14 protein-coding genes are annotated in these 14,274 nt (G+C 37.2%); 5 read left to right on the top strand and 9 right to left on the bottom strand.

Going from position 1 to position 14,274, the window contains the following annotated elements; all coding sequences use genetic code 11:
• Positions 1 to 3: 3 nt before the first annotated feature.
• Complete coding sequence (locus LQ227_RS07480) at positions 4 to 372, bottom strand: hypothetical protein (RefSeq protein WP_230142354.1); 369 nt, start codon at positions 370 to 372, stop codon at positions 4 to 6.
• A gap of 292 nt (positions 373 to 664) precedes the next feature.
• Here LQ227_RS07480 and LQ227_RS07475 point away from each other — a divergent pair, with 292 nt between their 5' ends.
• Positions 665 to 895 (top strand): response regulator transcription factor, encoded by a 231-nt coding sequence (locus LQ227_RS07475; protein WP_057931491.1) that lies wholly within the window; start codon positions 665 to 667, stop codon positions 893 to 895.
• Between the two features lie 108 nt (positions 896 to 1,003).
• On the opposite strand, the gene LQ227_RS07470 is transcribed toward LQ227_RS07475, so the two are convergent.
• From LQ227_RS07470 to LQ227_RS07460, 3 genes are read right to left on the bottom strand one after another with little or no spacing between them, the layout of a single operon-like run.
• Positions 1,004 to 1,801: an ABC transporter permease gene (locus LQ227_RS07470; protein WP_230142352.1), complete on the bottom strand. Its 798-nt coding sequence runs from the start codon at positions 1,799 to 1,801 to the stop codon at positions 1,004 to 1,006.
• 1 nt (position 1,802) lies between these two features.
• Positions 1,803 to 2,711 (bottom strand): ABC transporter ATP-binding protein, encoded by a 909-nt coding sequence (locus tag LQ227_RS07465; RefSeq protein ID WP_230142350.1) that lies wholly within the window; start codon positions 2,709 to 2,711, stop codon positions 1,803 to 1,805.
• A 5-nt stretch (positions 2,712 to 2,716) separates the two neighbouring features.
• A complete protein-coding gene (locus LQ227_RS07460) occupies positions 2,717 to 2,974 on the bottom strand; it encodes a hypothetical protein (RefSeq protein WP_230142348.1) in 258 nt (85 codons plus the stop codon).
• Positions 2,975 to 3,237: 263 nt separating this feature from the next.
• On the opposite strand from LQ227_RS07460, the gene LQ227_RS07455 reads away from it, so the two are divergent.
• Together LQ227_RS07455 and LQ227_RS07450 are read left to right on the top strand one after the other, a co-directional pair.
• Positions 3,238 to 4,272 (top strand): sensor histidine kinase, encoded by a 1,035-nt coding sequence (locus tag LQ227_RS07455; RefSeq protein ID WP_230142347.1) that lies wholly within the window; start codon positions 3,238 to 3,240, stop codon positions 4,270 to 4,272.
• A gap of 54 nt (positions 4,273 to 4,326) precedes the next feature.
• Positions 4,327 to 5,076 (top strand): LytTR family DNA-binding domain-containing protein, encoded by a 750-nt coding sequence (locus LQ227_RS07450; RefSeq protein WP_230142345.1) that lies wholly within the window; start codon positions 4,327 to 4,329, stop codon positions 5,074 to 5,076.
• A gap of 138 nt (positions 5,077 to 5,214) precedes the next feature.
• Here LQ227_RS07450 and LQ227_RS07445 read toward each other — a convergent pair whose 3' ends face one another.
• The 5 genes from LQ227_RS07445 to LQ227_RS07425 form a co-directional block, all read right to left on the bottom strand.
• Entirely contained in the window at positions 5,215 to 5,973 is a 759-nt protein-coding gene (locus LQ227_RS07445) for a 1-acyl-sn-glycerol-3-phosphate acyltransferase (RefSeq protein ID WP_230148910.1), read from the bottom strand.
• A 36-nt stretch (positions 5,974 to 6,009) separates the two neighbouring features.
• On the bottom strand, positions 6,010 to 6,471 hold the full coding sequence (tnpA, locus tag LQ227_RS07440) for an IS200/IS605 family transposase (RefSeq protein WP_230142341.1): 462 nt from the start codon (positions 6,469 to 6,471) through the stop codon (positions 6,010 to 6,012).
• Positions 6,472 to 6,958: 487 nt separating this feature from the next.
• Positions 6,959 to 7,513: an NUDIX hydrolase gene (locus LQ227_RS07435; RefSeq protein ID WP_230142338.1), complete on the bottom strand. Its 555-nt coding sequence runs from the start codon at positions 7,511 to 7,513 to the stop codon at positions 6,959 to 6,961.
• A 27-nt stretch (positions 7,514 to 7,540) separates the two neighbouring features.
• Positions 7,541 to 9,970, bottom strand: a complete 2,430-nt coding sequence (locus tag LQ227_RS07430) for an outer membrane beta-barrel protein (RefSeq protein WP_230148908.1) — start codon at positions 9,968 to 9,970, stop codon at positions 7,541 to 7,543.
• A 56-nt stretch (positions 9,971 to 10,026) separates the two neighbouring features.
• On the bottom strand, positions 10,027 to 12,516 hold the full coding sequence (locus LQ227_RS07425; RefSeq protein ID WP_230148906.1) for an outer membrane beta-barrel family protein: 2,490 nt from the start codon (positions 12,514 to 12,516) through the stop codon (positions 10,027 to 10,029).
• A gap of 218 nt (positions 12,517 to 12,734) precedes the next feature.
• Here LQ227_RS07425 and LQ227_RS07420 point away from each other — a divergent pair, with 218 nt between their 5' ends.
• On the top strand, positions 12,735 to 13,661 hold the full coding sequence (locus LQ227_RS07420; RefSeq protein ID WP_230142332.1) for a 2-hydroxyacid dehydrogenase: 927 nt from the start codon (positions 12,735 to 12,737) through the stop codon (positions 13,659 to 13,661).
• Between the two features lie 99 nt (positions 13,662 to 13,760).
• Complete coding sequence (locus tag LQ227_RS07415) at positions 13,761 to 14,219, top strand: hypothetical protein (protein WP_230148904.1); 459 nt, start codon at positions 13,761 to 13,763, stop codon at positions 14,217 to 14,219.
• The last annotated feature ends 55 nt before the right edge of the window (positions 14,220 to 14,274 follow it).

Below are 14,274 nucleotides of genomic sequence, written 5' to 3'. Positions count from 1 at the left end.
ATATTATAGACAAGTTCCATTGCATACTTCAGGGCACATTTCTCCCCTGTTTTCGATATCATCCAGGTCATCTTTGTGTTCGTCATCATTGCTTATACTCGGCAGTGTAGGTACCAATAGTAAGGTATTTCGGCCTTCGTATGTTTTTGGCAAACCTTCGAGTGAGTCGGGGGTGTATTGTCCAAAATAAATTCTCAATCCATCATATTTCCCTTCGCTCATTGATTTTGCTATTTCTAAAATCTGCTCTGCCGGAAACCATACGGCTTTTGTGTAAGATTTTGGAAATTTCCTGGCTTCTTCTGTGTAGGCATTAACCATTGCCTGCGCAACCTTCTTATCGATAGGTTCCGAATTAAATTTTTTGCTCATAAAAGTTAAAAGTTTGATTTGTCTAAAAATCGATAATAATAAGTGTTCTGGCAAGAAATATTTGCAATTAAAATACCGTAAAAACACCCTGTTATTTAGGGCGTTTTGTGCTAACATCGAATTGTGCGGTACCACTACTTTTGGTATACAATAACAGCTGAATAATTTGTGATTGTAAACAATGAATGCCGTGGGTCCTATTAAAACAAATATTTTGGACTTATTTTAAAATAAGTCTAATCTTTTAAGAAAGCTTGATTATAGAAACATTAACCATTTAATTCTTTCAAAAATGATAAACAATATCCTGTTACGGGAAAATCACAGTTCGATCAGCGAAAGGGAAGTTGAAATTGTACACCTGTTATCGATGGGGTACAACAGTAAGGAAATTGGTGAAATGCTTTTTATCAGCGAGCATACCGTTAATACGCACCGAAGAAATATGGTAAGAAAGCTCGATCTTAAAAATTCTTATCAATTAATTGTTTGGGCCTTTAAAGAAAGAATATTATCCTTATAAGGGTTAAAATACGCATAACCTCTCATTCTAAACAGCAAAGCCTGCTATTTGATACTAAAGTCAAATCAGCAGGCTTTTGTTTTTTAATGTCTTTTGCAGTAGCGCCAGCTATTTTATACTCTTTTTGGTGACAATAAAATAGCCGATGATGAAAAGTATCGCTGCGTAAATCAAACTCGTCCATATTTCCTGCGTAAAAACCGGAAAATCCAGCGGATCGCCTCCTTTTTTTACCTTGGTCATCTTTAAAGACAAAGCAGGTAATGAATATGGGATCAGGTAAGCATATTTCCACCCTACATTTGCGGTAATAATGCCCATAATCGTTCCAATAAAGCCAATGCCCATTGGCTTAAGAAAGTCGCTCCATAGCAGGCTTAATATGAACTGTAGCGATAAAATGCCTAAAGATGATAAGAATAATTTACCGTAAGAGTTAACCAGGATATTTAACGGGTTGTATTGATTAAAATTAAGCTTAGGCAACAATACCTGTAATAAGTGGCCAAAGGCGTAGGTAAGTGTAGCGAATAAGAATAAACAGATAAATATTAACAACACCGCATACAGGTATTTTGCCGCATAAATCGAAAATTTATTTAAGGGCTGGGCAAATAACATCTTCCAGGTATCGTTTTTATGTTCGATATTATTGACCGAAAAGGCCATGAATATAACATAGAAGGGCATTATCAAAAATCCCATTACGCCGAGTGCCGCACCGCTGTAATGTGCCCATAATACCATTGGAGGATAATGCCTAGCGATGATTTTCTCGGCGTCGGAATAAAAACCAAAGCTGATTAACCCACATATAATAACTGGTAATAATATAGCTGCCCAGAAAGCTAAGGTTTTCCTGGATTTGTAAAATTCTGATACTAAAGAAATATAAAGAGCGTGCATGTTAGTTTGTTTTGGTAATATCAAGGAATAAATTTTCGAGGTCTTTTCTTTGCTGATAAAGACTGCTCACCGTGAAACCATTTTGGATAAGTAATGTATTTAGTTCTCCACTTTTTTGTGATGAAGTAAATGGAATAGTAATTATCCTATCGGTTTTTGCAATAATTTCATAACCCGACTTTGTTAAAAGGGAACTTGCGCTTTCGATCTTGTCGACTTCGATTTCGAGCATAGGTTTGCTCAGTAAATGAAGTTCGTTAATGGTGCCCTGAAATAATAATTGACCTTTGTTTATAATGCCAACATGGGTTGCTGTTCTTTCTATTTCTGCCAATAGGTGGCTTGAAACCAATATTGTTTTTTGGTGTTTAGTAGCTAAATCGATCATGAGGTTCCGGACCTCAATAATGCCATTTGGATCTAAGCCATTTGTAGGCTCATCCAGCAGGAGTAATTCCGGGTCTGAAATTAGTGCTTGCGCAATGCCCAGCCGTTGTTTCATACCTAACGAATATTTACTGGCTTTTTTATTTGCTGCTTCTGTCAAACCTACCAGCGACAGCATTTCATCAGCTTTCGTTTTTTTTATGCCTAACAGAATACAGCGGTTAATGAGGTTTTCTTTCCCTGTTAAATGCCCATAAATGGCTGGCTGTTCTACCAGAGCGCCAATGCGTTTAAGGGTAGCTATGCGATTACTGTTTATTTCTTTGCCAAAGATAAAAACCTGATCGGAAGGCGATTTGAGCAGGTTAAGCAAGATTTTTATAGTGGTTGTTTTGCCAGCCCCATTGGGGCCTAAGAAGCCGTAAATGCTGCCTTTTGGCACTTGTAATGAAAGATCTTTTACAATAACCTGGTTGCCGAAGTTAAAGTTTAAACCTACAGTTTCGATAGCGTATTTACCCATTGTTTCTATTTGAAAATGGCAGTTACCTGTTTCACAACAGAACCAGATGTTTTTGTAGGTTTTACAACTATTTCTGCATCATTCTGATTGGTGCTAACGGTAAGGGTTAAAATAATCATCATAAATACAGGTAATAATAAAAGTAAAAATGGTGATGTGTTTGCTAACTTTTTCATGATCGATAGTTTTATTTGAGCGGTTGCGAAAATACCATCAGTAATTACTGTTTGATTTTTTAAGTTGATTGCTGATGAAGTTTTCATTTTGTTTTCGTTTTGATGATTCAAAGAAACTCAAGAAAAACAACCTGCTAAAATCTATTATACCAAGTGTTCAAGATTCTAGATCAACAGACATTTTTGGCGTTTGTCGATAAAATTTGCCTATTGGGCCGTTGGTAGAAAAAAAATGCCCGTTGGTAGATTGTGTAAGTAAATCGATAAAACTTTATTTATTTTGGATGCATGAAAGAATATGCGTCTATTAAACGGATATCAGCTTTCATAACCATTTAATATATATCTTAATGAAACAAAGTAAGGGGCCTTTAATATTACATGCTATTTTTTGGACAATTATCTTAATGATTATCGTTGGTGGTAATATATTCGATACCACAAAACATACGATGAAAGATTATTTTATCAGCTATGTTGTTTATGGGGTAATCAATATTTCTATTTTCTACATTAATTATATCTTTTTAATTCCTGAATTAATAAAAAAGAGAAAAAAATACCTCATCTATGTTTTAGCATTCTTATTGTTGATTGCTGTATCTGTTGTTGCTAAAACCGCTATTGCGGTATTATATCCAGATGATGTACTGACTACGGTAAGCGCTAAGGGAAAGCGGATGGAAATACCTGTTCATAATTTTGTGATTTTGGTTACGTTCTTGTCGGGCTTTTTCTTAATCTGCAGTTGCATCATTAAATTTACCATCGATTGGTTTGCAAGTGAAAGGATTCAACGTAACTTAGAAAGTGAGCGGCGGGAGATGGAGCTTCAGTTTTTAAAATCGCAGTTAAACCCGCATTTTCTTTTTAATTCGCTCAATAATATCTATTCACTGGCCTATCAGAAATCGGATAAAACTGCCGATGCCATTATGAAGCTTTCGGAAATTATGCGTTACATGATTTATGAGAGCAATACGCCAACGGTAGCACTAAGTAAGGAAGTAGACTATTTAACCAGTTATATCGAATTGCAAAAAATAAGGTTTAAAGATGGCGCCTATATCGAGCTTACCTTAAACGGCGAAATTGACAATCAGAAAATTGTTCCTTTAATGCTGATTTCGTTTGTAGAAAACGCATTTAAACATGGGGTAGTAACCGATCCGGCAGAACCGGTAAAAATTAATATCATTGCCAATCAAAAGATTTTGCATTTTAGTGTAGTAAATAAAAAGAACCAACAGAATAAAGATGCACAGGGAGGAGTTGGTTTAACCAATGTAGAACGACGGTTACAATTGGTTTATCCTGATAGATATAAATTAAATGTTGTAAATTCGGCTACTCATTATACCTGTGAACTGATGATTGACATATAATCCGATAACCAAACATAACCCGGATAAAATCATTAATTAAAATAATAACCTAAAATGAACTTAAACTGTATTGTTGTTGATGATGAGCCTTTAGCGCTTGATATTTTACAGGATTATATTTCGAAAGTACCTTTTTTAACCATGGTTAAAAGGTGCGAAAACCCTATTGAAGCTTTGCAGATTGTTCAGGGCGGAGGGATTGATCTTGTGTTTTTAGATATTCAAATGCCTGAGCTGACCGGAATCCAGTTCTTAAAAATTGCTGGCAATAAATGCCACTATATATTAACAACCGCTTACCCACAATACGCTTTAGAAAGTTATGACCTTAATGTTTCGGATTACCTGTTAAAGCCAATTGCATTCGACCGTTTTTATAAAGCGGTAGAAAAAGTACATAATCAGGTAAAACCAACTGAAGCCCCTGCGAGTGTGGCACAGCCCATCGTTACACCTGCACCGTTTTCTGGTTCAGCAAATCCTGTTCAGGATTATATTTTCGTTAAAACAGAACATAAGATCCAAAAAATCTATCTGCATAATATTTTATTTATCGAGGGTTTAAAAGATTACATCTCGATATTTACGAAAGATGAGCGTGTAATTACGCTACAGAGTATGAAGAAGATGGAAGAAGCTTTACCTCAAGGTCAGTTTATCAGGGTACACAAATCTTATATTGTGGCTGTTGATAAAATTGAAAGTATTGAGCGTAGCCGCATTACCATCAATCAAAAAATTATCCCTGTTGGCGATACTTACCGCGATGAATTTTTTAGGGTGATCGGAAATAAGAATATTTAGAGCGTTTGGCATTAGGCGCTTAACCAGTTCAAACAATTAACCTTTTAATTGCCACGGAAGCACAAAAACCACGGAATGATCCTGCTGCGATTGTCATCCTGAGCGGAGTCGAAGGATCTTTAAAGAGATTAATTAAAATTACAAAACAGCAGCCTGCGCCATTGGTTGACCTAAAACTTTCCTGATTTCGTTTTCTACCTCAAGCGTGATATCATTTGGCGTTTTTACGCCTGGTTCTATCGGTTTTAAAACCGTCCATTTTAGCGCATTGCCTGTGGTTAATGGAAACATGCCAAAGCGAACAATTTTCCATGAATTTTCTATAGCCACCGGAACGACCAAAGCATTGGGTACTACTTTTAATATGGTAGCAATACCTCCAAATTGGAATGTTTTCAGCTGACCATCTTTCGCTCGGGTTCCCTCCGGGAAAATAACAGTACTCCAGTTGTTTTCTTTCATTCTACGGCCAAGTTTGATGATTTCGGAAATGGCCTGTTTGTTGTCTTTTCGGTTGATGTTTGCCCCACCGCCTAAACGCAGGTTAATGGATATGGATGGAATACCTTTGGTAAGCTCAATTTTAGAGATAAATTTTGCGCTGTGTTTTCTTAAAAACCAAATTAACGAAGGGATGTCGTACATACTCTGGTGGTTCGCAGCAAAAATAATTGGTCTGTCTGTAGGTAAATCGTATTCATTCTTAAAGCTGATTGAATTGAATAGAAAAATCTGGCAGTAGGTTAGGAAAAAGTTGAGGATATCTACCGAAACTTTATGCGCTTTATAACCAAAAAGCTTAAAGCAAATCCATTGTATAGGATGGAAGATACAAAGTGTTAATCCAAAGAAAATATAAAAAATAGGGCTTAAAATATATCCGAAAAGCTTGCTCATCTGGTTGATTTAATAGATGGCAAAGATAATAATAAATTATTCTGGTTCTTTGAAGATGTATTTTTCTTCGTATTCAATCTCAAACGTTTTTAAGAAGCTGGTGTACTCTTGTAAAAAGGTTTCCTTTTTATGGTGCTGTTCCTGGTTTTGGATGTATTGAATAACTTGTTGAACATGGCTTTTTGAATAAGAGAATGCACCATAACCTTCTTGCCAGGCAAATTTAACTTTACAAAATCTCTGATCGTTAATCCATTTTGAACTTTCTGTTTTTACATTCTGGATCAGGCTGGAAATGGATTGGTGTGGCCGCATACCAATAAAGATGTGAATATGATCTGGCATACAATTGATCTGGATCATTTTATGGTTATTTGCCTGAAATATCCCTGTGATATATTTCAAAAGCCTTTCTTTCCAATCTTTATGAATTAATGAAGCGCGAAATTTAACGGCAAAAACAAATTGAATATGCAATTGGGTGTAGGTATTCGGCATGGCATTTTAAATCATAATCAAACGTTCCTACGGAACGAAAATTGTTGTGTGCAATTTCTACCGGGGAAATGTCCATACTGGACATTAATAATTTTTAGGATGATTTAATATTTAGGGATTGCACTGGCAATTTAAAACAAATGATCTTATTAAATAACGGTTTGATGCATTGTTTTGCGATCTTAAATTAGATATAATTTTTTGAATTATAAAAGATATAGCATTTTTATTGGTCATGAAACGTTCCTATGGAACGAAAATTGCAATTGTATTATTTCTACTACTACTAGGATTTGTTCCTAAGGAACAGCTTATAGATTTAGTAACAAAATAATAAGTACTTGGAGTAGACAGAGGTGTGCCCATTTTTTTAAAAAGATCTTATAATCATCAGATTGCCCCTAATGTCCCATGGGGACATATGCTGGGTAGAAAAAATATGCAATATTTTTTATGTTCCATTAGGAACATTTGGTGGTTGTCCGAACTACAATTCGCCATTCATTATCATCAGCTTTGCTCTTAAAATTGCGGCAACGCTTATTGAGTCGGTAATTTCTCCATTCAAAACCATTTGATAAGCTTCATCAAAGGGCAATTTTTTTACCATGAGTTGTTCCGTTTCTTCAGGCATCGCGATACCTTGAATTAAACCAGTGGCAACATAGATTATGCTCAGTTCATCACTCACAGAGTTAGATAAATGCATTCTTTGAATCTCTTTCCAGTTTCTGGCACTCATTCCCGTTTCTTCCAGTAATTCCCTTCTGGCGCTTTCTAGCGATGCTTCGTGAAATGGCCCACCACCTTCGGGAATTTCCCAGCTGTAAGCGTTTAGGGCATATCGATATTGACCAACCAACCAGGTATTGTAATTTTCATCTAGTGGGAGGATTCCGATCGCCAGGTTTTTAAAATGAACGGTACCATAAATTCCTTTTCCGCCAGAGGGGTTAATCACCTGATGTTCGGTTAATCGGATCCAATTGTTGTCGTACTTTACCTCGCTCTCTAATGTTTTCCAAGGGTTGATCTCTTCCATGGTGCAAGATAAGCAATATGATTTATCTTACTGTGGTTTTGCAGGAGACGGCGGTGGTGGAGTTTTATTTACGGTAATTTTAGTGAAACGATAATTTAGGCTGAAAGTGAAATTCTGCGTGTTATTGGTTGAATAATTCTCCAGCCTGAAATTCTGTCCTTCATTGTAAAAGGTATTGGCTCTGTTCCCTAAAATATCATTAATTGTTACGCGAAGGTTTAACCGGTTACTTAAAAAGACTTTTCTGGCCGAGAAATTAGAAGTAATGGAACCTTTGCTCCGGCCTTGTGCATTGGTATTGTTGGCATAATTTAAGTTCGATTCGAAAGCCGTTTTAAGCGGTAACTGCATCGATAGGCCAATTGCCCCTCTAAAACTCAAACCATCTCGGTTTAGCGAATTGTTTAACTGCGATTTATAATTACTTTGGATCACGCTGAAATTTCCATTGGCCGATATCTTATTGGTAGGGCGATAATTCCCGATTAAGATAAGCGATAGCGAATTATTGGTGCCCACATTATCATAAGTGCTTTCAGATCTGGCTGTATTGGAGCCCGGAATTAACGTTACCGTGCGGTAGCGTTCTATAACTCCTTGACTGGTCGAATAAGAGAGCCGCGGGTTGAATGACCATTTCTGGCCAAAAGCCCCAAAATTAATATCAAACTGGTGGGTGTAAGCTGGCGATAGATTAGGATTCCCATAGGAGATATTAAGTGTATCCACATTATTAACCTGTGGGTTCAAGGTATTTTCTCTTGGCCGGTTTATACGGATGCTATAGGTAGCACCAATATTGTACCGTTTGCGGTAAAATCGATTTAAAGATAAATTAGGGAAAACACTGAGATAAGGTTTTACATTATAATTCTGCCCGGTAGATAAATCGAAAGCTACATCTGTAAGTTCGACCCTAACTCCTGTTTTAACGCCCCAGCCAACCTTCCGGTAGTTGTAGGATACATAAGCAGCAGCTATGTTTTCATTGTATAAAAACTGGTTCGATAATTTGTTGTTACGCACAAACTGTTGCGCTGCAAAATTAAAATTTTCGATTAACAAGTCGTTATCGTTCTTTCTGTAGTTAAAAGCCAGCCCGGCTTCAATGCGGTCGCGTTTATTGAATATTGGTTTTTCGTAATCAAAGGTTACGTTTAGCCCCCTGTTTCCGGTGTTGTTATTATTTTGCTGTAAAGTTGGGGCTGATGTGCTGGGTTGGGCATAAGTGGTGCTATAATCCCTAAAATCGATATTTTTATTGGTGTTGAAATTTAATCCTAAAGATATTTTACCTCCGCTGGTATCGGTCTGAAGATCGTAATCGGCATTAAAAACAAAGTTATTGCTATTGCCTTTACCCGTATTATGCTGGTTGCGGAGGCGGTTTTCTATGCGTTCTTCGCTTAAGTAATGAAGATCGGTTGTAGCATTTGAATTTGAATTATTGAGGTTGTAATTGGTTGATAAGCGCAGGCTTTGCTTTGGACTAATGGTCCAATCTAAACCCATTCTAAAATTTCCACCGTTGTTATGGTTCCGGTAAGCCCCGTATTGGTCATAATAGAAAGTTGTATCGGGAAAAAAGTTTTCGCGGAAATTATGGCTGTCACCTTTCCCAACATTATAGCGATAAGCTGCGCTTCCATTTATAGCATAAGATTTTCCGCGGTAAGAGGCATTGGCGTTGGTATTGCCGTTGCCCTGCAATCCGCTCGAAACACCTACATTACCGTTAAAGCCAACCTTGAAGCCTTTTTTCATTACAATGTTAATGATGCCTTCGCCATCTCCGCTATATTTAGATGGTGGATTGGTAAGGACCTCTATCTTATCGATGGCATCAGAAGGTAGCACATTTAGCAGGTCGACGATGTTAGAGGTCATATAGTCTGAGGGTTTACCATCAATAAAAACCCTCGTACTTCTCTTTCCTGCAATGGTAGCGTTACCATCAATATCTACCTGCACCATTGGTACGTTTTTTAATACATCTGTTGCGGTGCTGCCTTCGGCTAATAGTGTTGAGCCAACATTATAGGTAACACCGTCAGCTCCGAATTCGATAGGTGGTTTTTGGAAGGTAATGGTTACTTCCTGCAAAGAATTTTGTTCAGAGGTTAGTTTTAATGCGCCCAGGTTTTTATCAAAATCTTTTTCTGTTATGGCTATTCCATTTACTTTTAATGGGGCATAGCCAACAAAACTTACCCTAATGCTATAATTTCCTGTTTTTAGATTTTTAATACTAAAATGGCCATCCTCATCTGTGGCAGACGTAATTATGGGCTGTTCAGATCCATCGATATAAACAGATATTACTGCCGATGGAATAGATAATCCACCAACTTCTTCAATCACCTTCCCACTGATTACACCTTTTTCTACAGCAAGCGCGGTAAAGGCCTTGAGTAAAATTAATAAGGTAAAGCAAAGCTTAGGTAAAAGTTTTTCCAATATCTGATTAGTTAAAAAAGGTGCTTAGAAATATTTTTTCTAAGCACCTTAGGTTATTAAAAGGATCCCTCATCAGGGCGGTTGTCCTGCTGATCGTCTTTCCTCTTTTTATTCGTACCGGTAAATGTAGTTTTTCCAAAGCGGTAAGAGAAGGTTAAATTCCCCATTGTGCCCTGAAACTGGCGTTCAAAATCAACAATTGTGGCTCTATCTTCAGTGGTCATGCTCCATCTTCTGGTGTTAAAGACATCACGAACATTGAAACTTAAAGATGCTTTTTTGTTCGGGAAATCGTATTTGGCTCCACCATCAACCCCATACATAGCATTACGTTTTCCTTGTGCCATCACTTCTGGCGCCCTATAATCACCACGCACCTGTAACGATAAATTTTTAACTACTGTTAAATTTCCGGTAATATTGGCGTTCCAGCTAAAGCCACTGCTTGATGGAATGTCAAATCTTGCATCTCCGGCAAACTTAGCTTGATATAAGTTTACATTGGTAGTAAAATTTAAAGCTTTAATCAGATCGAAACGGCCAATCAACTCTAAACCGCTATTAATCTGATTCGTTAAATTTTGAGGGGTTGAAGTAATGATCCCGTTAACAGGTGTACTTCTTACCCTTTGAATTACATCATTGGTTTGGCGGAAATACAAACTCGAAGTTAAGGTTACTTTTTTCCAGTATTTACTATATCCCAATTCGAAAGAGTGTACATCCTCTGGCAATAAATTCGGATTACCACCTCTATAGTTTAAAGGATCCGAAACATCCAAAAACGGGTTGGTATCCCAGGGGCGGGGGCGGTTTACACGGCGTGTATAACTCAATTGAAGCTGGTTGTCGCCCTTTAATTTTTGCGTTAAGAAAACACTTGGATAGATCCTTTTGTAGTGGATATTTCCTTCGGCCGTGGTTAATACATTGCCCGTGTAACCTTCTAAATGTGTATCTAAACGCGCATCTTCTCCTCTTAATCCAATCTGGTAACCAAAATCTTTAATCTGGCTCTGATAATTGAAATAAAGTGCGTGCACCTGATCCTTACTATCGAAACCGTTAATTAACTTATTATTGCTAACATAAATGTTCGTATTGGTAGGGATCGAATCTGCGTATTGATCATTGTTTCCTAAGCGGATCTGGCTACGGTAACCAACTTCAATTTTACCGGCTTTACCAACAGGCAATGCATAATCAGTCTGGATGTTGTAATTGGTATTATTGCCTGTGTTAAAAACACGCTGTAAACTTAAGGTTTCATCAATCGGCACACCATTTCGGTTAGTGGTATTGGTGCTGTAAGTTTGGTCGTTGTTGTTTGTGCCATACGAATAGCCAAAGTTGAAGGTTAACTCTTCTTTCGGTTTTTTAAACTTCTGTACGTAATCTAAATTCAGGTCGTAACTTTTTCCATAACCGTCATTATTATTGGTTCTGTTGCTTAATAAAACAGGCGACTGGTTTGCACTTAATTGTCTAATGTTAAGCAGCTCGTTCCGCTCATTTTCTCTTGAGTTAAAACCACCCGATAAGCTGATTACGCTTTTTGGTGCCAAATAATAATCTAAACCAGCTTTAGCATTGTGTCCCCTATCAGATGAATTAGAAACGGTATTCTGATTTGCGAAAGCTGTTGAACTGGTTGGTGTTTTGTAGGTAATATCCTGGAAACCGCCACCCAAACGGTTGCCATAGCGATAGCCATAGTTTCCGTAAAGGTTTACTTTGCTATTCTGAAAACTTAAATTAGTGTTGGCATTATAGTTATCGCGGTTACCTGCAGTTAGTGCGACTGAACCGTTAAAGCCAAGTTTCGTATTTTTCTTCAGTACGATGTTGATGATTCCTGACTGACCTTCTGCATCATATTTAGCCGATGGATTGGTAATTACCTCAACGCTTTCGATAGAGCTTGCCGGGATCGATTGGAGAATCTGCGCTACATTACCACCGGCAATTAAAGATGGTTTTCCATCAATTAAAACTTTTACGCCTGCAGAGCCACGTAAACTCACATTGCCATCCATATCGGTAGAAACTGAAGGAACATTCTGCAATAAATCGCCTGCTGAGCCACCTTCGCTGATTACGCTCTGATCCACAGCAAAAATCTTTTTGTCGATCCCCATTTGCATGCCTTGTTTTTGGCCTGTTACGGTAATTTCGCTCAGCATATTTCCTTTTGAAGGATTCATTTTAATGTCGCCAAAGTTTAATGTACCCGTAGCGGCAGTAATGGCTATATTATCTCTAACCATGGTTTGGTAGCCAACAAAGCTTATTTTAAAGGTAAAAGTTCCGGTTGGGATATCTGCCATTATAAATGCACCATTTACATCTGTTTGGGCAATTTTTGCATTTTTGCTTGTTGCTTTATCAATTAAAACAGCGGTAGCAAATGGAATGGTTTCTTGTGTTTTTGCATCTTTAAGTACTCCGGTAATTTTTGCTTTTCCACCTGTTTGTGCGAAAAGACTAAAAGATAAGCTTAAAAGTAAAAGGGTAATCTGTATTGTTCTCGATTGTAAAAGTCTCATTAAAAAATAAAATTTCGTGTGTTTTTGTAAAGGGAGACAAAGTAACGGCAACTAAGTTTAATTAAGGAGCCGTAACTATTTTATTACAGCCATTTTATAGTAATATTTTTGTGGGTTATTCTCCAGTTGGCGGTTAGTAATTGGCAGTTTTCAGTTTTGCCTAAACAATAAAAGAATATTACAATTGAACAATTTGCAAAATGTTACTTTTGTTTATTATGAATAGGATATTAATTGTTGATGATTTGCACCCTGCATTTAAAGAGCAGGCCATTGCTATGGGTTACCTGGTTGATAATGAACCACAGATTACCCGCCAACAAACATTAGATAAAATAAAAGATTATACCGGTATTGCGGTAAGAACGAAATTTAGGATAGACGCCGAAATTTTTGCAGCCGCTCCAAACTTAAAGTTTGTGGCAAGAGCAGGGGCTGGCTTAGATAATATTGATGATAAAATCGCTTTTGAAAGAAATATCGAATTGATTAATGCACCTGAAGGAAATTGTGATGCTGTTGGCGAACATGCTACGGGTTTGCTGTTATCGTTGATGAACAACTTCCGCAGGGCCGATATGGAGATTAGAAACGGGGTGTGGGATAGAGAAGGTAACCGTGGTTACGAATTGAAAGGCAAAAAGGTGGGAATTATTGGTTATGGCTTTATGGGGCAAAGTTTTGCGAAGAAACTGGCAGGTTTTGAGGTGGATGTAATGGCCTATGATAAGTATAAAACAGGCTTTTCTGATGCTTTTGCCCGCGAGGTAAGCATGGAAGAAATTGTGAAACACAGCGATGTACTGAGCTTGCATATTCCCCTAACTGCCGAAACCAGACAGATGGTTGATGACGAGTATTTCTTCCATTTTAAAAAGCCCATTTTCTTTATCAATACCGCGAGAGGCGAAATTGTAAATACGCAAGCAGTGTTGAGTGCAATTAAAAGCGGAAAGATTTTAGGTGCCGGATTGGATGTACTGCAAACAGAAAAATTCCCTGCATTGGGCGAACAGGTTTGGTACGATGAGCTAAAAAATAACGAAAAAGTGATTTTAACGCCACATGTTGGTGGCTGGACATTCGATTCTTACCGGAAAATTTCGGAGGTTTTGGCTGAGAAATTAAGGGATCTTAATTTTTAGTTTAGAAAGACCTATGAGGTTTTTAAAACCTCATAGGTCTAATTATTTACTACCAATCCAAATTTACAGGCTTTTAAAACTACGTCTTGAAAAAGTAATATGACACATAGTGCTATTCAATCCAAAGATTATATTAAAAACATCGATTTCGAATATGTTGAGACATACTCTTTTCAACAGCAGGCCTACTATTCGGATACTACTAGAAATACAGGAGCAATATCTTGGTATGATAACCGCATAACTGATCTGAATGGTAACCTTGATAACACTTCGGAAAAGATTAGTTCCTTCCAACGTAATAGTCAGGATGTGATTAAATTAAATCACATTTTAGAAACCGAGGTTGCAAACTTACCTTCTTGGATGTGTCTACCTATTTACAGGGATGCAATCATATTTTATAATAAGACTGGAGAAATTGTTTCTGCTCTTAATGTATGTTTCGAATGCTCATACATGGAGAATGATAAAGGGATTAATATTAATGCAGACGAATCTACATACGGCTTGCTAAAGTCCTTCTTAACCTCAAAAGGGCATAAAATTAGGGCATAATTTTTTCTGAAATATTTCTTGAGTTAAAATTGTTTCTTGAGATTAAGATATTTAG

This window comes from Pedobacter sp. Bi27 (assembly GCF_918698255.1).
Taxonomy (GTDB): domain Bacteria; phylum Bacteroidota; class Bacteroidia; order Sphingobacteriales; family Sphingobacteriaceae; genus Pedobacter.
The sequence above is the reverse complement of the archived record's forward strand: the minus strand, read 5'-3'. Positions and strand labels throughout refer to the sequence as shown.